The 20,986-nt window shown below is 60.8% G+C and carries 19 protein-coding genes and 3 riboswitches; of the genes, 7 read left to right on the forward strand and 12 right to left on the reverse strand.

The window, feature by feature from the left end:
• Positions 1 to 13 precede the first annotated feature (13 nt).
• Positions 14 to 321: riboswitch (cobalamin riboswitch) on the reverse strand.
• Between the two features lie 48 nt (positions 322 to 369).
• The 12 genes from PPRO_RS06070 to PPRO_RS06125 all read right to left on the reverse strand — a co-directional run bounded on the left by PPRO_RS06070 (position 370) and on the right by PPRO_RS06125 (position 14,103).
• Positions 370 to 4,392 carry a cobaltochelatase subunit CobN gene (locus tag PPRO_RS06070; protein ID WP_011735155.1) on the reverse strand — a complete coding sequence of 1,341 codons (4,023 nt, stop codon included), beginning with the start codon at positions 4,390 to 4,392 and terminating at the stop codon, positions 370 to 372.
• Positions 4,379 to 4,717, reverse strand: coding sequence for a DUF2149 domain-containing protein (locus PPRO_RS06075; protein ID WP_011735156.1), 339 nt, complete (start codon positions 4,715 to 4,717; stop codon positions 4,379 to 4,381). The genes PPRO_RS06070 and PPRO_RS06075 overlap by 14 nt, the downstream gene beginning before the upstream one ends.
• Positions 4,704 to 5,297, reverse strand: a complete 594-nt coding sequence (locus tag PPRO_RS06080) for a MotA/TolQ/ExbB proton channel family protein (RefSeq protein WP_011735157.1) — start codon at positions 5,295 to 5,297, stop codon at positions 4,704 to 4,706. The genes PPRO_RS06075 and PPRO_RS06080 overlap by 14 nt, the downstream gene beginning before the upstream one ends.
• A 376-nt stretch (positions 5,298 to 5,673) precedes the next feature.
• Entirely contained in the window at positions 5,674 to 6,396 is a 723-nt protein-coding gene (locus PPRO_RS06085; RefSeq protein WP_011735158.1) for a DUF2162 domain-containing protein, read from the reverse strand.
• A gap of 123 nt (positions 6,397 to 6,519) precedes the next feature.
• A complete protein-coding gene (locus PPRO_RS06090) occupies positions 6,520 to 7,329 on the reverse strand; it encodes an energy transducer TonB (RefSeq protein WP_011735159.1) in 810 nt (269 codons plus the stop codon).
• Positions 7,299 to 9,509: a TonB-dependent receptor gene (locus PPRO_RS06095; RefSeq protein ID WP_011735160.1), complete on the reverse strand. Its 2,211-nt coding sequence runs from the start codon at positions 9,507 to 9,509 to the stop codon at positions 7,299 to 7,301. The genes PPRO_RS06090 and PPRO_RS06095 overlap by 31 nt, the downstream gene beginning before the upstream one ends.
• Before the next feature lie 39 nt (positions 9,510 to 9,548).
• Positions 9,549 to 9,962: a protein TolR gene (tolR, locus tag PPRO_RS06100; protein ID WP_011735161.1), complete on the reverse strand. Its 414-nt coding sequence runs from the start codon at positions 9,960 to 9,962 to the stop codon at positions 9,549 to 9,551.
• A 2-nt stretch (positions 9,963 to 9,964) separates the two neighbouring features.
• On the reverse strand, positions 9,965 to 10,636 hold the full coding sequence (tolQ, locus tag PPRO_RS06105) for a protein TolQ (protein ID WP_011735162.1): 672 nt from the start codon (positions 10,634 to 10,636) through the stop codon (positions 9,965 to 9,967).
• Between the two features lie 162 nt (positions 10,637 to 10,798).
• Positions 10,799 to 10,988, reverse strand: a riboswitch (cobalamin riboswitch).
• A 28-nt stretch (positions 10,989 to 11,016) separates the two neighbouring features.
• A complete protein-coding gene (locus PPRO_RS06110; RefSeq protein ID WP_011735163.1) occupies positions 11,017 to 11,343 on the reverse strand; it encodes an energy-coupling factor ABC transporter substrate-binding protein in 327 nt (108 codons plus the stop codon).
• The gene (locus tag PPRO_RS06115; protein WP_011735164.1) at positions 11,340 to 12,020 is read right to left on the reverse strand and encodes an energy-coupling factor ABC transporter permease; all 681 of its coding nucleotides are present in this window, start codon (positions 12,018 to 12,020) and stop codon (positions 11,340 to 11,342) included. The genes PPRO_RS06110 and PPRO_RS06115 overlap by 4 nt, the downstream gene beginning before the upstream one ends.
• A gap of 37 nt (positions 12,021 to 12,057) precedes the next feature.
• Positions 12,058 to 12,918 carry a transporter gene (locus PPRO_RS06120; protein ID WP_011735165.1) on the reverse strand — a complete coding sequence of 287 codons (861 nt, stop codon included), beginning with the start codon at positions 12,916 to 12,918 and terminating at the stop codon, positions 12,058 to 12,060.
• A gap of 156 nt (positions 12,919 to 13,074) precedes the next feature.
• A riboswitch (cobalamin riboswitch) is annotated at positions 13,075 to 13,264 on the reverse strand.
• Between the two features lie 137 nt (positions 13,265 to 13,401).
• Positions 13,402 to 14,103 (reverse strand): energy-coupling factor ABC transporter permease, encoded by a 702-nt coding sequence (locus PPRO_RS06125; protein WP_011735166.1) that lies wholly within the window; start codon positions 14,101 to 14,103, stop codon positions 13,402 to 13,404.
• Positions 14,104 to 14,290: 187 nt separating this feature from the next.
• On the opposite strand from PPRO_RS06125, the gene PPRO_RS20075 reads away from it, so the two are divergent.
• From PPRO_RS20075 to PPRO_RS06165, 7 genes are all read left to right on the forward strand, one after another.
• Positions 14,291 to 15,094, forward strand: coding sequence for an energy transducer TonB (locus tag PPRO_RS20075; protein WP_011735167.1), 804 nt, complete (start codon positions 14,291 to 14,293; stop codon positions 15,092 to 15,094).
• Between the two features lie 84 nt (positions 15,095 to 15,178).
• Entirely contained in the window at positions 15,179 to 17,464 is a 2,286-nt protein-coding gene (locus tag PPRO_RS06140) for a TonB-dependent receptor (protein ID WP_011735168.1), read from the forward strand.
• 56 nt (positions 17,465 to 17,520) lie between these two features.
• Positions 17,521 to 18,318 (forward strand): DUF4198 domain-containing protein, encoded by a 798-nt coding sequence (locus PPRO_RS19390; RefSeq protein ID WP_011735169.1) that lies wholly within the window; start codon positions 17,521 to 17,523, stop codon positions 18,316 to 18,318.
• A gap of 76 nt (positions 18,319 to 18,394) precedes the next feature.
• The gene (locus tag PPRO_RS06150) at positions 18,395 to 18,880 is read left to right on the forward strand and encodes a hypothetical protein (protein WP_011735170.1); all 486 of its coding nucleotides are present in this window, start codon (positions 18,395 to 18,397) and stop codon (positions 18,878 to 18,880) included.
• A 277-nt stretch (positions 18,881 to 19,157) separates the two neighbouring features.
• Entirely contained in the window at positions 19,158 to 19,601 is a 444-nt protein-coding gene (exbB, locus tag PPRO_RS06155) for a TonB-system energizer ExbB (RefSeq protein WP_011735171.1), read from the forward strand.
• Positions 19,573 to 19,950, forward strand: a complete 378-nt coding sequence (locus PPRO_RS06160) for an ExbD/TolR family protein (protein ID WP_011735172.1) — start codon at positions 19,573 to 19,575, stop codon at positions 19,948 to 19,950. The genes exbB and PPRO_RS06160 overlap by 29 nt, the downstream gene beginning before the upstream one ends.
• Before the next feature lie 105 nt (positions 19,951 to 20,055).
• Positions 20,056 to 20,946 carry an SAM-dependent methyltransferase gene (locus tag PPRO_RS06165; protein WP_011735173.1) on the forward strand — a complete coding sequence of 297 codons (891 nt, stop codon included), beginning with the start codon at positions 20,056 to 20,058 and terminating at the stop codon, positions 20,944 to 20,946.
• The last annotated feature ends 40 nt before the right edge of the window (positions 20,947 to 20,986 follow it).

Consider the following 20,986-nt stretch of genomic DNA (forward strand, 5'->3'; position numbering starts at 1 on the left):
TCCTCCCTCGGGAAATGAAGATGGCTCCGAAACAGGTCTTCCGGCTCAGGGCGACCTACTTGCCGGCCTTCCCACCATGGTATGGCCCATGACAGTGGCATTCCTCTGCTTCCATATCAGAGTGCTCTCTTCGTTGGCTCGTCGAAGGCTCCTCAACGTACTGATGCAGTACGCCTCCGTCGCCTTCTTTCTCGCCGCCTTGATATCATCTCTGATCTGAAACCGGAATTCGGCGTTCGTTCCCTTTACGGCCGCGGGGCGGCGCGGGTCTTTCACCCGCTTCCCTTGATTCGGGCGTGAAAATCGGTTCAATGTTCGAGGTTCGAGGTTTCAACCCCTCACCTCTTCCTCCTTACCCCTCACCAGCTTTTACGCTCCTCCCTTCCGGAAGCCCCAGGCCACCAGGGTGATGAAGATGGCGAAACCGACCATGAACATCCAGGGGATGGGGGCGGACGAGGCGCCACCGGCGGCCGCGCCGCTCTTTACCTCTTCCACCTCGAAGCCTGCAACCTGGGTTCCCGTGGCCCCCTTGCCGCTGCCGTCCGGCGCGCGGCCGGAGGCGCCCCTGGCGGATGTTTTCGCTCCCGCCGCGCGCCCCTGGCGGGCCTGTGCCGGCCGGGCCGCGGCCGGGTTGGAGCCCACCTGCTTCATGTCGTTCAGCGCCCGGACGAAGCCGCTGTTCAGGGGGGCGAGCCCCGGCACGGACAGCAGGGTCGATGAGGTGAATTTCGTCAGATGCGGATTGTTGCAGGTGTGGTCGCAGCAGGCCATGCCCACCTCTGCGGCGGTTTTGGCGTACTCCTCGGCCAGCTTCTCGATCACCTTCCGGTCCGGTTTCCAGTACTCCTTGCGGGCGGTCTCCAGCATGCGCGCCACCACGGACTGGTAGGCCCACATGTTGTTTGACTTCCGGAACATCTCCTTCATCCCCAGGCCGTTCTTGTCCTGGACGTAGGTTTCATACATCTCCTGCCACTTGGCCTTGTCCACCGCCTCGGGCACCGTCACCTGCCACCCCCACAGGTGCTCGGTGACTTTGTCGATGAAGCGCGCGCCGGCGTAGCCCTCCTTCATCATGGCCTTGATCCACTCCGGGTTCAGGTAGCGGGCACGCATCTCCCGCCCCATGTTTTTCTCCAGGGTCTCCTGGTGGGCCTGTGTGGGGTTGGTCATGTTGCTGACGAACACCTCCGGCGTTTTTCCGTCCACGGCGCGGATGGCCATGGCCAGGCCGCCCAGATACTGGTAGAAGTCGTCCGTATCCAACACGCCGATGGTGTTGGTGGAGCGGCTGTGGATGGCAATCTTGCTTCCTGAAAGGGCGTTTTTCAACAGCACCTGGCCCAGCTCCTCACCCCCCTGTTTACCCCCTTCGCTCCAGAACCCCTGGCCGTACAGGTAGCCGACCCGCCGGAAATAGACGTCGATGACCTTCTTCTCGTTGTCCCAGGTGTTGGAGGCCACGATGGCGTTTTCCAGGCCGTTGCCGTAGGCCCCGGAGGGTTCGGTGAAGATGCGCACCGAAGCCATGCGGCGGGCGGTCTCCTCCGGCACCCCTTTTTTCATCAGCATCTTCTGGGTGGTGAGGGTGTTGGCGCGGACGACGTTATCCTGTTCCTTCTGGTCCCTGGCAACGGAGACCGCTTTGTCCAAGAGGTCCATCAGCCCCGAAAACAGGTCGCGGTACAGCCCCGAGGGGGTCATGGTCACGTCGATGCGCGGCCTGCCCAGCTCGGCGCGGGGGATGGCCTCCACCCCCTGGACCCTGCCCCGCTCGTCCCACACCGGACGCACCCCCATCAGGTACATGACCTGGGACTCCATCACCCCCTCGTGGCGGATACACTCCGTGGCCCAGAGAACAAAGGAAAGCTTGTCCGGGTAGACACCGTGGCGTGCGCGGTAGTTCTCGATCAGTTCCCCCGCCAGTTTGACGCCAGTGGCGTAGGTGGCGGGGGAGGGGACCCGGGCCGGGTCGAAGGAGTAGAAGTTCTTGCCGGTGGGGAGGGAATCCGGGTTGCGGATCGGGTCGTTGCCGGTGCCGGCCGGGATGTACCTGCCGTTTAAGGCATTGATGAACGAGTCCAGCTCCCGCGGGCCACTGCGACGGATGGCGTCTTCCAGCGCCGCGATTCTCTTTGCCCGTGCAGCGGGGTCGAGCCCCTTCTCAATGGAGATGATGGCCTCGGCCGTGCTGCGGATGTACCTCTCCTCGGGCGATTTTCCGAAGGTGTGCAGGCCGAAGGGGGTGGTGGTCTCGGCGATATCCTTTATGTGGTGCTCAAGCTCTTCCACGTCGTCATGGGTGGCGATGGCCTTCAGTTTCAGGTCGGTCAGCATGCCGCTCTTCCCGGCGATGCGGTTGACCTCCTCCAGCTTGGAGGCCGCCAATTGGGGCGATTTCTCCCGGGCGTTGTTGTAATCGCTGATCAGGGCCGCCAGTTCTTTCAGGTCGCGGTTCATGCCGGCCTTGTCGAAGGGAGGGGTCATGTAGTCCACCACCACCGCCATGCCGCGGCGCTTGGCCTGGATCCCTTCCCCCACGTCATCCACGATGTAGGGGTAGATGTTGGGCAGATCCTGGATCAGCACCTCGGAGGGATCCTCTCTGGTAAAGCCGATCTCCTTGCCCCCCATCCACTCGTGGGTGCCGTGGGTGCCGATGTGGGCCAGGGCATCGGCCCTGAATCCCTTCTTCAGCCAGAGATAGTAGGCCAGGTACTGGTGATGGGGCGCGATGGTGGGGTCATGGTAGGCCTTGACGATGTTCTGCGCCCACCCCTTGGCCGGCTGGGGCATGAGCAGCACGTTGCCGTAGCGCACCCCGGGAAGGATGAGGAATGCCTTCCCCGTTTCGTCGCGCCAGGTCATCATGCCGTTGTTTTTCTCCGGCTCTCCCCAGTCCCTGGTGACCGACTTCCTGAAGGCGGGGGGAAGCTCGCGGAGCCACTTCCTGTAGGTTTCCACCGGCAGCAGCAATGCCCGGCCGCTGCGGGCCAGGCGGTCCATCTCGGCCGGGGCCCAGTTGGCCACGTTGCGGCCGTATCCGATGACATCGTCGTAGATGCGCTTCTTGGTCAGCTCATCCCGACCAGTGTCGTACCCCTCGGCCTTCATCCGGTTGAGGATCTCGTACAGGCTGTCCGGCAGCACGTTCAGGTAGGCGGCGCCGATCCCCTGCTTCCCCGGCGGGTAGCTGTAATAGATCAGGGCGATCTTCTTGTCCCTGTTGTTCTTTGTCTGGAGGTTGATCCAGGCCTTGACCCGGTCCACCAGCCGCTCGATGCGCTCCGGGATCGGCGTGGTGGTCACGTATTCCAGGCCGCTCTCCTGATCAACCACCTTTTCCCGGGAGGCCACCACCGTGGGCTGGATGATGCCGGCCAGCTCCGGCAGTCCCACGCTGGAAGAGCGCTCGAAGATGTCCAGCCCCACCGGGGATTTCTCCCATTCCTCCCGGGACTGGGACATGAGGGTGATGGCGTCGATCACCGGCACTCCCAGCCTGGAGAGGATCGGGATGGCGCGCTGGGGCGACATGCCCACCTTGAGGGAAACGCCGATCACCGCCTGGACCCGGCTCTTGCCCTCCCTGTCCATCAGAAACCGCTCCACGGCCACTTCCGAGGGAAAGCCGAAAATCGGGATGGCGTTCATTCCCCGGGCCTCCAGCCGATCCACAATGGCGTCCACCAACTGCATCTCGCCGGAATCGAGATGCGTCTTGAAGAAGGGGATGCCGACCCAGGGACCGGGCCGGGAGCGGTACAGGCGCCGGTACTCCTCAAAACTGCCCACGACCCGGTGGCCATCCCGCAGATAATATCCCTGCTGGGGAACCCGGTACGGTTCGCGATACTCCACGCTCTGGCCGCAATCCCGTTTGAGCAGGAACAGCAGCAGCTGGGTCATGTTTTCCACGCCGTTCTCACGGTAGTAGGCGTTCACCTTCTCGTCGTTGATTAGCCCCAACTGCTGGTCTTCCTTGCCGTAGTTGCCTCCCACCGCATAGACGCGCACCCCCTGGGCGATCAGATCCATGAGGTGCGGCTTCAGCCCTTCCACCAGGCGGCGGTCCATGATGTGGATGATGCCGATGCCGGACGCCGCGGCGGGGGCTGCCTGGCGGGCCAGGCTCCGGTCCAGTTTTTCTCCCCTCTTGCCGGTAATGATCCGGAAATCCAGGCCGAGGCTCTGCTGGGGAAAGCGGGCGCGAATGGTCTTGACCGCTTCGATGCTGGTTTTGGAGTTGAAGTCGCCCATCATCAGGTGCACGCCGGTTTTCGAAGGCGTTGCATCGGAAGATGGGGTAAGGATAAGCAGTGACGATACGAAGACAGCGAGAACGGCAGAGAACAGGAAACGGGGAGAAAGCCTATTCGGGAACATAGATCACCTTGCCGTCCTTCAGTTTGTAGGCCGTGCCCAGGCGTTCGCCTTCGCCGGAGAGCCGCTTGTCGGTGACTTTTTGCACCTTGATCTCCTTCCCCTTCTTGGTGACGATCTCCACCCTGCCGTCGGCGCTCTTCTTCATGATGGTCATCTCCGACTTGGGGTCCATCATGTCCAGCATGTTGTAGGCCATGAACAGGGCGATCATCATGCTGACGATGAAGACCACGCTCACGTCGAACAGGTTGGCCACGCCGGAAATGGGGTCCTCCAACGGCTCTTCGTATTTGTCGAAACGTCCCCGACGCTTAAGAAAGCTCATCCGCTGCTTCCTCCCTGGGGATCTCCCGGTGCTGGCCCGCCGAACGCAGCATCCCTTCGGTCATGAATTCCATCTCGCGCATGTCGGCCCGCACCCACTTTTCCTTGACCAGGGACATGACATAGGCCACCACGCTGCTGGCCAGGCCGACAACGACCGTGGTGAACGCGGTCACCATGCTTCCGGCCATCTTGGGCATGTCCCCCTGGGCCATGGCGGAGAGCGAGATGCCCATGGGGATCAGGGTTCCCATCAGACCCAGGGCCGGGCCGACCCGGATGACGAAGCGGATTTTGTCCAGGGACTTGATCAGCCCCAGTTCGGCAGCCTGCAGCAGGCGCTCCAGAGCGATGTCCAGGTTGGCTTTGTCGGTGGTGGCCTCCAGTTCCTTTGCCAGGGCCGTGCGGTAGCGCTCCAGGGAGACGAAGCGTCCCTGTCTCCGGTCCAGGTATTCCCGCAGAAACCAGCCGAAGAAGACCACCACCCAGCAGGTGATCAGCACCAGAGCGGTGACCACCGGAAAGAGCAGCACCGATGAGATGATGAAGAGAAAACTTTCCAGTCCGGCAAGAATATTCATGTACGACTCCTCTTTTTGTTGTGAATCGGAAAACGGTGACCTTACGTAAATTCGTGAAAAATGCTAAGTAAAGTCAGTGGTTTGTGTTTCTTTGGGTCGTTGTGTCTTCGCGTGATCACATGCCGTTTTCGGTGAAAGGGTTTTGAAAAAGCAAAAACCGTAGTACTGCGTAACATCTGAAACCAACCCCCCTCAGTCCCCCCTTGTCAGGGGGGAAGCCTTAATATTCCCCTGACAAACCGTCATCGTGGCGGCCATTGCCACCCTCTTCATCCTTGCAAGGGGGGAGGCCTTGAAGTCTCCCCTGACAAGGGGAGGTTTGGAGGGGGTTGGTGCGAAAATAACACAAGCGGTTTTTGGGCAATGTGCCCCAGCGTTATCCCCTTTCGCCCTTCCCGCCCCTGCCTGCCAGGTAGCCGGCCAGGGCCAGGAGCAGGATGAAGATCATAACGCCTGTGGCATCGGTACTCTGGGCAATGCGGTTTTCGCTGATGAACGAGCTGTACATCCCCCGGGCCGCCTCGATCTTGGCCGGGAGGAACAGCGAGGCGATGAAGTAGAGGCCGACCACGATCATGGCCATGCCCAGGGATGTCTCCGATGCCCCTGCGGAACGCGGCCGGGCGATGAGCGCCACCAGCAGTGCCATGAGGGCGAAGGCGCTCCCCAGGCAGAGCCCGGTGAGGAGCGGCGGCAGCTTGATCGCGTTCAGTGCGGCCCAGATGGAGAAGGTCATGGCGGTCAGGCAGACCGGGCAGGGGACCAGCATCAGCAGACGCGCCCTAGGGGGACGTTCGCAGCAATCGGCGGCCTGGTGTTCATGGCGTTTGCCGAAGATGACCACCATGCCCCAGGCGATCATGCCGGTCGCCAGCAGGGTGTGCAGCCAGGGGCCCTTGGCCAGGATCGGCTGAAGGATCCGCATCAGCCGTTCCGCCGCGACGGCGATCAGCATGAACAGCCCCATATAGCCCCCCAGTGTCAGGGCGATCCCCCGCCTTCCGACCCTGCCGTAGCCAAGGCCTAGGCCGACCTTGAGGGCGAAGATCCCCAGGCTGAAGAGCATGCCGCCGATCCAGAGGATGATGTTCAGGTTCATGGCATTCCTTTCTTGTTCACATTGGATTCGCTGTAAAAAGATTCCCCTCCCACCCCCGGACGGGAGAGGAATGGGGTATTCCCTGCGTACAGATATGTGCCGACCGCCGCATCCCCCGTTACATCAGTCCCGCAGTTCGAACCTGACCGGCAAAAGCGCCCGGCAGGGGACCGGTCTGCCGTGGCGCAGGGCCGGCCTGAAGCGGGATGCCTTTACCGCTGTCAGCGCGGCTTCGTCAAAGCCGTGCCCCGCCTTTTCCAGCAGTTCCACCCCTTTGAGGGCTCCGCTCTCGTCCAGGGTCAGGCGCAGCAGAACCGTTCCCTCCTTGCCGAGCCGGCGGGCGAAACGGGGATAGACCGGCAGCACACGGCTCAGGTATGTCGGCCCTCCCTGGGCGCCGAATTCCCCCTCGAAGGGTTTGCCCGAACCGCCCGATCCGCCGGAACCGGAACCGGAGTTGCCGCTGGATGAGCCGCCGCCCCCCTGGGCCGTGCCGCCAGCGTCGCCTCCCCCGTGGGATGTTGCGGCGCCGGTCTGCTGTCCCCTGGCAGTCCCTTCCGTTGCCGTTCCCTGGTTCACCGGGGAGGGGAGAGGTGGCTGCGCGGCGGCTTGTTTCTGTATGGGCGTGGCTATGGCCTGGGGCCGTGGAAGGGGCGTTGCCAGGGGGGACGGTTCCTGGTGCGCCGCCGGGCCCGGAGCAGCCGCTTTCCGCGTCGCCGCGCTCTTCGGGCCGGGGGCCGGACGCCCCCCCATGGGGGCGAGGGTGGCGAAGCTGGGCATCCGCAAGTCCACCATGATGCAGTCATGCACCTTTGGTGTGTAGGGAAGGGTGCAGCAGAAGGCGAACAGCGCCCCGTGCAGCACGAGCGATGACCAGACCGGCCAGGACTGGTCTGGCCGGATCAGTACTGTAACGTCACTTCGCCGTAACATGATCGCCCCGGAGATTTTGTGGATGAGAAGTATTTCTCATCGAAGATGTTGTTGACCGAAAAGGATGCCGTTGCCCAGGACGTCAGTTTGTAGCGCAGTTTGACGTCCGTGGTGATGTAGGAGTCGTAGACCCCCTTCACATTCCTGGCAGTGTCGTTGTTGGTGTCGTTGCCGTACCGTTTTCCCACGTAGCGGGCGATGACCGACGCGCCTGCGGGCCCATACTCCAGGTCGGCGCCGGCGTTGTACATGGTGCGGGGGATATCGGTCATGCGTTTTCCCTCCGTGGCCGGGACGGCGCTGTTCTTGGTTATCTTGGCGTTGGTGTAGGTGTAGTTGGCGAACAGGCGCAGCAGTTTTCCGAATTTCTGTTCCAGCTCCACCTCCACCCCCTTGCTTTCGCCTCTGCCGGCGTTTTTCTTTTCCCGGATGCTGCCGGTGGTGGTGCTGTAGATCATGTCCTTGATGTAGTTCTCAAAATAGGTGGCCTTGACCGTTGCGCCTTGCCACAGATCCTGGCTTACGCCGCCGTCCCAGCTGACGCTTCGCTCCGGCTTTAAGTCCGGGTTGCACTGGTAGGTGGTGGAGCTTCCCATCATGGTGGTGCGGTAGAGTTCGTAGTTGCTGGGAGCGCGGAAAGCCTTGCCGCCGGAGACCTTCAGGGTGGTGCCCGCAAAGGGCGTGTAGACGATGGCCCCCTTGGGGCTGAATGCGCTTTCGCTGCGGGAGCCGAATGACGTGGGACCGACCGTGACGACGTTGGACGCGTTGGAGGCCAGGACATGGCCGTCGCTGGTTTCCCACCAGTCCTGGCGGAATCCGGCGTAGAGCGTCAGGTTATCCAGGATTGAAATTTCGTCCTGCATGAACAGCGCATAGATCCTGTCCGTTCCCCTGGCTTCCCCGATAAGCTGCCCCTTGCTGTGCTCATTCGTCCAGTCGGAAAGCACATAGTCCTTGCCGTTGATCTCCGACTGGCGGAAGGCGCCTCCGACGGTGAAGATGTTCCAGGATAGGAGCGGGAAGGTTACCTGCACGTCAGCGCTCAGGGCCGAGGCGGGGGTGCTGGTGAGTTTGCCCGGACCGTCGGAGCGGGTGGCTACCGGGGATTTGGTCGTGCTGCTGGCGGTGGCATACCAGCTGGTATCCTGATCCAGGTAGCTGATCCCGGCCTTGATCTTGGCGGAGGCTATCTCCGTTTCCAGGGAAAGAGCGTAGATGTTTTGGTTGTTGGCGCCGTAGGTCCCCAGGAAGGAGTACTCCGAGCCGGAAGAGCTCCAGTAAGGGTTTCCCGAGGAGTCGGTCATATAGGTCTCGGGATCGTTGTAGGAGTATTCGCCATAGGACTTGAGGAAGGTGAAGAGCAGTTTCGTGCTGGAATTGAAATCATACCCGGCCTTGACGGTAAGATTGTCCTGCCAGGCCTCGTTCTCGCCCTTGTGGCCCAGCAGAAAGGTAGCCTTTTCGTCACTGGTCAGCGTCGGTCGCGCCCCGCTGGTGCCGCTGCCGGGAGTGCCGGTCACCAGATCGGTTACGTAACCGTCCGTTCCGGTGTAATCGTTGTAAAGGTAGATATGGAATTTGTCTTTAATCACATCACCGTAGGAGACCGCCACACGCCGGGTGTTTTCCGGAGCATCCCCCTCCAGGGCGGAACCGAAGCCGGTCTTGAGGGTGAACTCGCGCTTGGTCGGCATTTTGGTGATCACATTGACGACGCCGCCCATGGCGTTGCCGCCGTAGAGGCTGGAGGTTGCCCCCTTGACAATCTCGATCCTCTCGATGGTGCCGGGGGCAATGCTGTTTGACTGGATCGATCCGGCGAAGGGGCTGTTCAGGGTGATGCCGTCCACCATGATCAGCGTCCTGTTCTGTCCGGGAACGCCGCGCAGGGTAATGTTCGCTATCGTATCCATGGGGCCTTTTGAACGCGAAAGCATGACACCGGACGTTCCCTTCAAGGCGTCGTCAAAGGTAAGGACTTCTTTTTTTTCGATTTCCTGCTTCGTGACCACGGACGCGCTGCCGGGCGCGGAGTCCAACTCCTTTTCGGTTCTGGTGGCGGTCACGATGACCGTATCCATCTGTTCCGTTTCCCGTTCCTGGGCCGTTGCGACAGACGGCGCAACCGCCAGCGCCACACCGCAGGCAATCGCGCGTATGAAATTTTCCTGCTGCATGCATCCTCCCTCACTAAAATTGAATCGTGCTGTCCCGCGTTACGGCTTCGCCGGTTCCGTCACCATGCCCAGGCGCTCGATGCCGGCACCCTTGATGTCGGCCATGGCCCTGACCACCTCGCCGTAGGGGACGCCGGCATCGGCCTTGAGGAAGATCTCCTTCTTCTCACGGTTGGCGAACATCTCCGAGAGACGGGAACGCAGGTCCCCGGCAGGCACTTCGTCCTTGTTGATGAAAATCCTGCCCTTTCCATCCACCGTGACGATCACCGTCTCCTCGGCCTGGGTCATGGCCTTGGTGTCCGCCTTGGGCAGGTTGACCTGCACCCCCTGCTGCATCATGGGAGCGGTAACCATGAAGATCACCAGGAGCACCAGCATGACGTCCACCAGCGGCGTGACGTTGATATCGGCCATGGCCGCGCGGTTGTTTCCCTGTCCTCCCATGGCCATGGCTATCTCCCCGCCACGGTGCGCTGCACGATGTTGAGGAACTCAGTGGAGAAGCTGTCCATGTCGTTGGTCAGGACGCGGATCTTGTGCTGAAAATGGTTGTAGGCCATGACCGCCGGAATGGCGGCAACCAGGCCGATGGCGGTGGCGATCAACGCCTCAGCGATGCCCGGGGCAACGACAGCCAGGGAGGCGGAACCGGTCCTGCCGATCCCCTCGAAGGCGGTCATGATGCCCCACACCGTGCCGAACAGGCCGATGAAGGGGGAGGTGGAGCCGGTGGTGGCCAGAAAGGTCAGGTAGCGCTCCAGGCGGGTCAGCTCCGAGTTGGTGGCCCGGCGCAGGGCGCGGGAGACGTTCTCGATGCCGCCCAGGTCGGTGCTCAAGCCCGTGCCGCTGCTTGTGGCCCCCTTGTCCATCAGCTTGTTGAGCTCGGCGTAGGCCTCGTTGAACAGCACGGAGAGGGGGGAACTGGAGAAGCGGTCAAGCTGGGAGGCGATGGTGTCGAAGCGGGACGATTTCCAGAACAGGTCCATGAAGCGCTCCGATTCCCTGTTGGCGCGGTGTACCTGAAAGAGCTTGAAGAGGATGATTGCCCAGGATACCACCGAGAAGAACAAAAGCAGAATCAGGACCAGTTTGACGACGACACCGGCGTTGAGAAGTAAAGCCACGGTATAAACCTCCGGAAGATATGTGGTTGAGTGGGTGCGCTGTACGCGGCAGCTGTGGGGTGTTGCTCTGCCACAAAAAAAGTCCGCATAGCGTGCGCATGCGGACTTTCCGTATTCAAAGTCTCGTTAGTGGTTTCACTCTCCCTTTACCGTCGGGAACTTCCGAGTGTTTGGGATCAGGCAGGTTTTCTGGCTCGCGAGTCATTCTCCGGGCGCCTTCCCAGTCAAAAACCAGTGGCGGTGTGCCCTTCGTCATCGCTTACAGCGGCGGGTCCGCGGGGGAATCGCTCTTTGGAGCTCACCCATCTTCCCTATCAAGCCCTTGCGGGCACCGTGATCCGGTATGAAACTCCCCCCGGAGGGGGATATGTAAAACAGCCTCAGGCCTCGCTCTTGCTCCGGCGCAGTTTGGTTCGGGTGGCCGAACTCCCCAGCCAGTAGCCGATGAATCCGGCTCCCAGGGCGGCTTGCAGGGCGAACAGCATGGATTCGATTTCACCGCTGGCCGGCTCCATGAGCGGATTTACCCGTGGTTTGTAGGATGGGGCTATCGTACCGACCAGATCCCTGGCCTGTCCGTCGGCTCCGGCGAAGATCTCCACCTCGGCCCCGTCCGGCCCCGGCGCGGGACGCTTCACCATCCAGAGCGGCACTGCCACCAAGAGCGCCACCAGGGCCAGCAGGATCAGGTTCTGATAGCGTTTCATGCCTGCACCTCCTGTCCGTTTCCCTCGATATTCAGGCTGCCCAACTCTTCCCGGTTGAAGCGCAGGAGGGCGTTCATCACCACCACGGTCAAAAGCCCCTCGCTGATGGCCAGGGGGATCTGGGTCAGGGCGAATACGCCGGCGAACTTGGCCAGGGATGCCGTGAAGCCGCCCACCGGGTCGGGAAAGGCGAAGGCCAGCTGGCAGGCCGTGGTGACGTAGGTTAAAAGGTCGCCCAGGGAGGCTGCCAGGAAAACCCCTACGCCGAAGGGGAACCGGGCCGCGCGGGCCAGACGGAAGACGGCGGCGGCGGCGAAGGGGCCGACGATGGCCATGGAGAAGATATTGGCGCCCAGGGTGGTCAGGCCGCCGTGGGCCAGAAGCAGTGCCTGGAACAGCAGCACCACCGCTCCGATGGGGGCTACGGCGGAGGGTCCGAACAGTATCGCCCCCAGTCCGGTGCCGGTGGGATGGGAGCAGCTGCCGGTGACGGAAGGCATCTTCAGGGCCGAGAGCACGAAGGTGAAGGCCGCGGCCACCCCCAGCAGCATGCGCTGTTCCGGATTTTTCTTTATCTTTTTATTTATGGAGTACAGGCCGTAGGCGACCACCGGCGCGGACGCGACGCTCCATCCGATGGCATGTTCAACAGGCAGAAAACCTTCCATGATGTGCATGATGTTTCTCCTTTGGGTGCTGCGTGTACGGCTGTATTCAGAATTTGAGGACGATGCCGTACAGTACGGCCACGTCATCCTCTGGCTTGGTCAGTCCGAACTTGACGCCGGCATCCACATCCAGATACTCGTTGACCTCATAGCGCACGCCGGTCAGGGCATAGGAGGTGAGGGTGTCGGTGCCTTTGTCCTGGGTGGTGGCCAGACCGAAGTCGGCCACGCCGATCAGGCCGGGCAGCAGTTTGGCCTCGCCGGCCAGGGAGCCGGACCACAGGTTGTTCCGGTTGCCGTCCCGCATCTCCTCCGTCCGGTACCCGTGATGTTCGTACCCCAGGTTGGCGTGCAGGGCATAGTTTCCGTCGTCGAACTCGCGGGTGGCGATCAGGGCCACGCCCGGTTGCCAGCGTCCTTCGGACAGCCCGACGTTGTACCTGCCGGTGGGGATCAGGACGTACGGTTTGAGGGTGAAGTCGATGCCGGCCAGTTCCAGGAAGCGGTACTTCACCTCCAGGGTCATGTCGCCGAAGCCTTCCACGTCGTCCACCAGGTTGCCGTCCTCTTTCGTCCGGTCGCTGAAGACGTAGGGCACGGCCAGGGCGATCCCCAGGTCCTTGTACAGTCCGGTAGTGACCTTCAGTTCCGAGTCGAATACTTCGCCGCGGACTTTGACGCCCCCTTCGTGCTCGCTGTCGTGGCTGTAGCTGTTGTTGAGCTCGATCTCCACCTTGCCGACCTCCACCGTACCGGCATCGTCGGTGATCAGCGGCGGAGCGGCATGAACCGGAGCGGAGAGAGACAGCGCGAGTAAGGCGCCATACAGGCCGGCGCGCAGCCCGGTCCCTGCTTTTCGTGCTTTTCTGCCCTGTGGGTGGGATTGCTCACTGGTGTTTGCTGACATTGTTGTCTCCCTCGTTAATTGCGTATGAATTCATTTTGTGCGGTGCCGCGCCCTCGGTGAGAGCACAAAAAAAGTCCGCATATGCCGAAGCAGCATGCGGACTTTTCGTATTTAAAGTCTTTACGTGGTTTCACTCGCCCTTTACCACGGGGCACTATTGAGTGCAGAGATCAGGCAGGTCTTCTGGCTTGCGAGTCATCCTCCGGGCGCCTTCCCAGTCAAAAAACCAGTGGCTGTTGCCCTTTGTCATCGCTTACAGCGGCGGGTCCGCGGGGGAATCGCTCTTCGGAGCTCACCCCTCTTCCCTATCAAGCCCTCTCGGGCGCCTTGATCCGGTATTCAACTCCGCGCGCGGCGCGGATATGTGGACAGAAACTTAGATCATCGTTTGGGAGGATGTCAAGCTGTTTTCAAAGAGTAAAGGGGGGTGGGCGGTTGTCCCGATTGTCTGGCTCCGCCGAAATTGCGGGCGAACCGCCCGTATTACATCTGGTTTTGGTCGAGGCCGTATTTTTGTGGCGGGGCCGTAAAAATAGCTTCCAGTACGCCGCCCGTAAAGATGTCCGGCCGTGCCCGTGCTACGAAGACGACTATCGCCAGGGTCATCCCCCCCTCCACCAGTCCCATGGCCAGATGGATCGGCTGCAACAGCAGCATGAATGCCGACAGGGGGAGTTCGCTGATGCCGGACAGGCAGGTCTCCAGGGCGACGCAGAGCGCGCCCAACTGGAGGGAGAGCACCGCCGTCATCACGATGGCCGCCCCCATGCGCCATGTGGAGCGGAGCGCACCGGGGAGACAGCAAAACAGCAGGGGATAGACCACGAACATGGTGACGAAGGCCATGTTGAAGATGTTGCACCCCAGGGCCAGCAGGCCGCCGTCGCCGAAAAGGAGCGCCTGCACCACCAGCACCGAGGCCAGGGTCAGGAAGGCGGCATGGGGCCCCAGCAAAAGGGCCAGCAGGGTTCCGCCACAGAGGTGTCCGCTGGAGCCGGTTCCGGGGATGGCGAAGGTGAACATCTGGGCGGCGAACACGAACGCGCCCAAAACTCCCATCAGCGGCGTCCTGCTATCGTTGGCTTCGGTCCGCACCCGTGCCGAGCAGCGGGCGATGGCGGCGCCGGATAGCAGCCACATGCTGCCGCCTACGGCCGGGGAGAGCAGTGCATCGGCCATGTGCATGAAATGATTTCTCCTTTTGTTCTCTTTTGCGCCCCGGCGCATATCCCGTCCGGTGGCCGCATGCGGGAATCAAGATTACACTAAAAGTTAAATCGTGCAACAAAAATGTTGCACGATTTTTTGTATAGTGCTACGTTCTCGGCCCATGAACGGTCAGGGATCAAACGATGTTCGTGGGGGAGTGGGCATGGAACCCGGCGTACGTAATCAATTTTGTCATGTGGATAGCGAAGTTTTTGAGCCGCCGCAGTTGCCTGGTTTTGTCAGGTTTTTTGGTGCTTCGCTCATTGCTCACCTGCTGCTGTTTTCCGGCTTTGTCGCGCTCCAGATGAACGTGAATGCCGCTCCCCATCGCTCGCCGCTGATCGAGGTGGAACTCCGCGACATGGAGATGAAGAAGATGGATGCGCCCCCCCTGGCCGGGCCGAGGACGGTTTCCCGGCCCGCTTCTGCGCCGACGATGGAACGCCCCGCGCCGTCCCGGCCGATTACCGAGCGGAGTACGCCGAAGCCTGAAACCGTCCCCGTTCCTCTGGCCACGCAACCCGCCTCGGCAAGCGCCGATGCGACGCCGGTGGCCGCTTCCTCCGCTCCGGCGGTGAGCGTTCCGGCTGGAGCGACGGCGGGCGGTTCCACGGGTGGGGTTGGGCCTGTCGCGGCAGGCAATGGTGGCGGAGGGGGCTCCGGAGGGATTCGGGATGTGGCTTTCGGCGGCGCCAATGGTCCATCCTTTCTGGCGCGGGTGCTTCCGAACTACCCGCTGGCGGCACGCCGGATGGGGCGCGAGGGGAAGGTGCTTCTGCGCCTGACCCTGGACGAGCGGGGAAAGCTGCTCCATGTGGATGTGCTGGAAAATCCCGGCTACGGTTTCGCCGACGCGGCACTGGATGCGGTCAGGAAATCCCGCTTCCTGCCGGCCCACAGCGGTGACCGGCCGATCGCCTGCCGCGTGCGCCTTCCTATCCGCTTTGCCCTGCAGTCCGGCGACTGAAATCCCGGTAACAAATGAATGCAAAAGCGTGAAATTTCATGCCGCTCCTGGCGGCTACTTCAAGGAGGGGTGTGCGTGCGCAAGATGAGTGTGGTGGTTTCCCTTGTGGGAGTGATGGGCTGCCTTTCCCCGGCAGGAGCTGCGGATACGGAGAACGGGGAGCGGGCGGAAGATTCCCGGATGGACGAAATCCTGGTAACCCCCCAGGGGAGGGTGGCGGACGAGGTGACCAATGCCCCGGCGGTGGTGGAGACCCGAACCGCCGAGGAGCTCAAGCGGATCAACCTGGTGGATTCATCCGATGTGTTCAGGAACATGCCGGATGTGTACGTGCGGAAACTGTACCCTGGCACCACCAACAGGCCCCTGGCAATCCGCTCCAATCCTGCCTCGATGACGGCACGCAGCCTGGTGCTGGTTGACGGCATCCGCATCAGCGACTTTACCAATTCCAGCAACAGTAATGGCCCCAAATGGCAGATGGTGGCGCCGGACGAGATCGAGCGCATCGACCTGATCTACGGCCCCTTTTCCGCTGCCCAGAGCGGCAACTCCCTGGGTGGGACGGCCCTGATCAGCACCCGCATGCCCGAAAAGCGGGAGGCGAGCGTCGAGGCGGGTTACACCTACCAGCACGCCAAGGAGTACAAAACCAGCGAAGACATGCACGGTTACAACGCCCATGCCAGCTTTGGCGACAAGGCCGGCCCGCTCTCCTTCATGCTCTGGTACGACCGGTTGGAGACCAGGGTCCAGCCCATTACCTACATGACCTCGCCGGTTTCCGCGGGCAAGGCCGCTTCCGGAAGCGCGGCCGGCGGCTTCCTGAGCGATACGGACCCCAAGGGCCAGCAACGCTACATCTTCGGTTCCACCGGCACGACCTATGTCATCAACGACACGGCCAAACTGAAACTGGCCTATGAACTGCCCGACGAGTCGCAACTCCGCTTCAACTTCGTCTTCTGGGACGCCACCCAGGACACCGATTCTCCCGACAGCTATCTGCGCGACGCGAACGGCAACACGATCTATTCGGGTACCTTTGACGTTAACGGCAGGAGCTACACTCTGTCGCCGTCGGCGTTCTACTACCAGAAATCCCACAAGCAGGACATGCTTTACGCCCTGTCCTACACGCGCAACCCGGACAAGGGAGTAAAGCTGACGGCGAGCTTGAGTTACTACGATATCTACAAGGACCAGACCCGCAAATCCAGCACCGCTCCCCCCTTGGCGGAGCATGGGGGCGCCGGAACGGTGGGGGACAACGGCGGCGGCTGGTATACCGCAGACCTGAAGGTCTCCCATGACCTGAACTGGCTGGGAACCCATACTGTCGCCGGCGGCTACCATTACGACCAGTACATGGTTGATTCGGAAACCTGGAACGCCTCAAACTGGAAGAGCGACATCCGCACCACCCTGAGCAAGGGGGAAAAGGGAAAGACCAGCACCCACGCCCTGTTCCTGGAGGATAGCTGGAATATCACCCCCCAATGGACCCTGTACCTGGGGGGGCGTTACGAATGGTGGGACGGCTTTGACGGCTCCAAGTCCACCGACACCGGATCGGGCCGGGTGACGACACGACTGCCCGACCAGGGGTACCACGATTTCTCGCCCAAGTTCGCCATCACCTACAAACCGACGCCTGACTGGAGCCTGCGTTATTCCCTGGGGATCGCCAACCGCTACCCCACGGTGGGGGAACTCTTCTACGGCGGCATCAACTCCTCGGGCATCATCACCAATCCCAATCCGGACCTGAAACCGGAGCAGGTCCTGGCCCATGACTTCACCATCATCCGCGACCTGTGGGGCCATGGCGAGGCCCGGTTGAGCTTCTTCCAGAACGAGGTCAAGGACGCCATCTACAGCCAGACCAATTACTATACCAACGTGACCAACTACCAGAACGTGGATGAGGTGCGCACCAGGGGGGTGGAGGTCAGCGTGGATCTGCGCAGGTTGCCGCTGGAGGGTCTGGGATTCTCGGCCAACGCAGCTTGGGCCGATGCCAGGATCCTCAAGAACGACACTGTGCCCGACAGTGTGGGCAAGCAGTTTCCGCGCGTGCCGAAATGGCGAACCAAGTTCACCCTGGACTATGCTCCCACCGAGCGCTGGTTCGTGGCCTTCAGCGGCAACTATGCCAGCAAGCCCTACAACAGTCTGGACAACAGCGATACCCGGGGTGGCTACGGCGGCCTGGATGACTATCTGATCTTCGATACCCGCGCATCCTACAAGGTCAATGAAAACCTGACCGCCTCATTCGGTGTCGACAACCTGACCGACGTTCTCTACCACGAATCGCACCCCTATGCCCGCAGGACCTTCTACGCCAGCATGAAATACACCTTTTAGGGAACTCCCGTGCTCTTTGCCGAGGACTTCCGCATACCACCACTAAGGAGAATGAGATGAAACAGCATGCTTTTAGAAAAACCGTGATGGTTCTTGCAGCCGTTGCCTGTTCCGCAGTTTCCTCGACAACGGCCCATGCCCACGACACCTGGGCGGTGATGCAGGATTACACCCTGGTAAAACCGGCGGCGCCGATGCTGAACGTGGTCTCCAGCCACCTGTTCTCGTTTCCCGCCAAGGATCTGGTGACGACCGACCGGGTTGCTTCGGTACTTTTTATCGCTCCCGACGGCACGGAGACGCGCGGGGTTCCCGCTGGTAAGGATGGATTCCGGGCGCAGCATGATCTGAAATCACCCGGCACCCATTTATCGGTGGTGGTGTCTCCGGCCGGTTTTTCCACGAAAACAACGGAAGGGTACAAGCAGGGCAAATCGAAGAAGGATGTGGATAACGTGATTTCCTGTAATTACTCCGAGAAGTTCTCCAAGGCACTCTTCACGGTGGGGAAAGCGGGAGGCAATACTTTTTCCAGGACACTGGGGCACTCCCTGGAGATCGTCCCGCTGCAGGATCCCTCCGCAATGAAGGTGGGCGAGGTCATGTCTGTCAGAGTACTGTTCCAGGGCAAGCCGCTTCCCTCGGCGACGGTTTCCGGCGTGTACGCCGGTTTCTCCAATGATCCTGGCACCTTTGCCTACAGCACCACCACCAACAAGGAAGGAATAGCGAAAGTTAAGCTGATCCATAACGGTCCCTGGTTGCTTTTGGTCAAGCAGAAGAGCGCCTATCCGGACATGACCGTCTGCGACGCAAAATCCTATTCGTCGGCGCTTACCTTCAGCGTCAGATAGTTTGTTGAACGGTGGAGGGGAGAGAGGCGCTCGTCTTTTTTCCCTCCAGCCACTATCCCACCCCTCCGGAGTCATCATGTTGCGCACATTTTTAGTCTGTCTCTGTTGTCTACTGCTTATCGGAATCCATACTCCCGTCCAGGCCCACACCATCAACTATAACGTGGAGAATCGCGGCATCAGCGTGCGGGTCTTCTACGACAAGGATGAACCGGTGAACTACTCGGCCTACGAGGTGCTGGGGCCGGGGGACAAAATCCCCCACCAGAAGGGGCGGACCGACAAGAACGGCTTTGCCACCTTTTTCCCCGACCGCCAGGGAACCTGGGTTGTCAACGTCATGGGGGAGTCGGAGCACGGCATGCACGGAGCCACCATCCGGGTCCAGGTTGACAATGATCTCGCCATGGGTTCCTTCGACAAGCCGCTGGTGGCGAAATTCACCAAGGCGTTCGTGGGGGGGAGTGTCCTGTTGGCCCTGTTCGGCGGCTGGTCGCTTCTAGCATCACGAAGACGCACGGCCCGGAGTGAGCTCTCTCAGGTTGCCCGGAAGGCGGAGTAGGAACTGAAGCTGGAAACGGCGACCGTTACTGCCGGATGTGGTTGTTAGTAAAAAACGGCAATTCATCTCACGCAAAGGTGCGAAGGCGCAAAGAAACCAAATGGTTGTTGCATTGTCACGCTTCACCTGCCAGGTGAATCCGGTCTCATAAATTTTATCCGGTTTTCGTCGCGAACTTCGCGGCTTAGCGTGAACAGCTGCTGTTTTAGGTTGAAACTGGTGTGTTCCCCTTTTTGCCGGGGAGCGCGCCCCAAACAGACACAAGGAGTCCAACAACATGGAATCGCTGAAAATGGCTGTCGATTACGGAATCATCTGGCTCCTGGCGCTCTTGAGCGTGATCGCCCTGGCGTGCGCCATCGAGCGGCTGTACGTGTACCAAAGGATCAGCATCCGGGATTTCCGGGAGAAGCGTGCCCTGGAGCTAGAGCTGACCAGGAAGCTGCACGTCATCGCCACCATCGGCAGCAATGCCCCCTATCTGGGGCTTCTGGGGACGGTGATGGGCATCATGCTCACCTTTCACACCATGGGAACGGAAGGATTTATGGACACCAACAAGATCATGGTTGGCCTGGCCCTGGCGCTCAAGGCCACCGCGGTCGGCCTGTTCGTGGCCATACCCTCCGTCACCCTCTACAACCTGCTGTTGCGGAGGACCAAGGTCCTCCTGATCCAATGGGAGCTCGCGCATGGAAGAGAAGGAAGTCAGCTACATTAACGTCATCCCCTTCGTGGACATCATGCTGGTTCTTCTGACCATCGTGCTGACCACGTCCACCTTCATCGCCACCGGAGGCATTGCGGTGCAGCTCCCCAAGGCATCGGCCCGTTCCGCGGAGACGGCCCGGGTCCAGACCATCGAGATCGACAAGAGCGGCGCCATCTTCTTCAAGGGGGCGCGCACGACCCTGGAGGGACTGCGGGCAACCCTGCTCCCCCTGGACCGTGCAACTCCCTTCATCATCAGGGCGGATCGGGAGCTGGCGTTGCAGGATTTCGTGGATGTGTTGGACATGGTCAAGGCAAGCGGTTTCGCCAAGGCAAGCCTGCAGACGGAACGCAGGTGATTCCGGTCCCGAGGACGCTTTTTATCGGGGATACTTCGTATCTCGTCAGGGATTCACGATAGTTCTCCCATTCAATTAACCCAATGCGGAAAAGGATTACTTCAAATGCACATATTCAACAGGCACACCAAGAGATTGCTGGTATTCATGTTTTTCGCGGTACTGGCGCTTCCGTTGTTTTCCTCTTCAGACGCACTGGCCAGGGATGAGGCCGCAACCCGGCTGCACCTGGTGAGCGTTGGCAGCGGCGACCCGGACAACATCACGCTCAAGGCGGTTACTGTGATCAGGGATGCGGACATTGTCTTCTGTGACAAGAGGATCAGGGACAAGTTTCCCGTGTTGCTTCATGGAAAGGAGATTCACGACATAGGATTCGGCATCTTCGGCATCTTCGGCAAGTCAATGGAAGAGGCGAAGAAGAACAAGCGCTTCAACTATGAGGAAAAAACAAAGGAACTGAAGCAGATCGATGCCGTTATCCGCGCTGCCGTCAGGAACGGGAAGAAGGTGGCGGTCCTGGACAGCGGGGATCCCACCATCTATGGGCCGCACATGTGGTACATGGAGGCGTTTGAAGACCTGAATCCTGAAGTGGTGCCGGGGATCAGCTGTTTTAACGCTGCTAACGCGGCTTTGAAAAAAGGGGTGACCTCGGGAAAGAACACGCATTCGGTCATCCTTACCGCCTCCTTCGGCAGGGAGGATGCCGGCGGCACGGACAGCATCGAGAATCTCTCCGCAAACCGGGCCTCCATGGTCTTCTTCACCATGTTTCTCAACATGGATGAGGTGGTGAAGAAACTGAGAGTCCACTATCTGCCCGAGACACCCATCGCGATCGTTCTCAACGCCGGTTACCGGGAAAAGGAGCGGGTCATCCGGGGTACCCTCGGCACCATTCTCGCCGAGATGAAGGGTGAGAAGCTTCCCTTCGAGCATCTCATCTACGTCGGTGATTTCCTGACCAACCGTTACCAGGCCAGCGGGAAATGACCGGCAACAACCACCAATTGCAGCCGCTAATGAAAGGACT

This window comes from Pelobacter propionicus DSM 2379 (assembly GCF_000015045.1).
GTDB classification, from domain to species: Bacteria; Desulfobacterota; Desulfuromonadia; order Geobacterales; family Pseudopelobacteraceae; genus Pseudopelobacter; species Pseudopelobacter propionicus.

Bases quoted from the DNA above. Each gene is read 5' to 3' on its own strand.
- PPRO_RS06115 (WP_011735164.1), bottom strand. From the start codon at position 12,020: ATGCACATCATGGAAGGTTTTCTGCCTGTTGAACATGCCATCGGATGG.
- PPRO_RS19390 (WP_011735169.1), top strand. From the start codon at position 17,521: ATGAAACAGCATGCTTTTAGAAAAACCGTGATGGTTCTTGCAGCCGTT.
- PPRO_RS06080 (WP_011735157.1), bottom strand. From the start codon at position 5,297: ATGAATATTCTTGCCGGACTGGAAAGTTTTCTCTTCATCATCTCATCG.
- exbB (WP_011735171.1), top strand. From the start codon at position 19,158: ATGGAATCGCTGAAAATGGCTGTCGATTACGGAATCATCTGGCTCCTG.
- PPRO_RS06120 (WP_011735165.1), bottom strand. From the start codon at position 12,918: ATGTCAGCAAACACCAGTGAGCAATCCCACCCACAGGGCAGAAAAGCA.
- PPRO_RS06125 (WP_011735166.1), bottom strand. From the start codon at position 14,103: ATGCACATGGCCGATGCACTGCTCTCCCCGGCCGTAGGCGGCAGCATG.
- PPRO_RS06085 (WP_011735158.1), bottom strand. From the start codon at position 6,396: ATGAACCTGAACATCATCCTCTGGATCGGCGGCATGCTCTTCAGCCTG.
- PPRO_RS06075 (WP_011735156.1), bottom strand. From the start codon at position 4,717: ATGAGCTTTCTTAAGCGTCGGGGACGTTTCGACAAATACGAAGAGCCG.
- PPRO_RS06070 (WP_011735155.1), bottom strand. From the start codon at position 4,392: ATGTTCCCGAATAGGCTTTCTCCCCGTTTCCTGTTCTCTGCCGTTCTC.
- PPRO_RS06140 (WP_011735168.1), top strand. From the start codon at position 15,179: ATGAGTGTGGTGGTTTCCCTTGTGGGAGTGATGGGCTGCCTTTCCCCG.
- PPRO_RS20075 (WP_011735167.1), top strand. From the start codon at position 14,291: ATGGAACCCGGCGTACGTAATCAATTTTGTCATGTGGATAGCGAAGTT.
- PPRO_RS06160 (WP_011735172.1), top strand. From the start codon at position 19,573: ATGGAAGAGAAGGAAGTCAGCTACATTAACGTCATCCCCTTCGTGGAC.
- PPRO_RS06110 (WP_011735163.1), bottom strand. From the start codon at position 11,343: ATGAAACGCTATCAGAACCTGATCCTGCTGGCCCTGGTGGCGCTCTTG.
- PPRO_RS06090 (WP_011735159.1), bottom strand. From the start codon at position 7,329: ATGTTACGGCGAAGTGACGTTACAGTACTGATCCGGCCAGACCAGTCC.
- PPRO_RS06165 (WP_011735173.1), top strand. From the start codon at position 20,056: ATGCACATATTCAACAGGCACACCAAGAGATTGCTGGTATTCATGTTT.
- PPRO_RS06150 (WP_011735170.1), top strand. From the start codon at position 18,395: ATGTTGCGCACATTTTTAGTCTGTCTCTGTTGTCTACTGCTTATCGGA.
- tolR (WP_011735161.1), bottom strand. From the start codon at position 9,962: ATGGCCATGGGAGGACAGGGAAACAACCGCGCGGCCATGGCCGATATC.
- PPRO_RS06095 (WP_011735160.1), bottom strand. From the start codon at position 9,509: ATGCAGCAGGAAAATTTCATACGCGCGATTGCCTGCGGTGTGGCGCTG.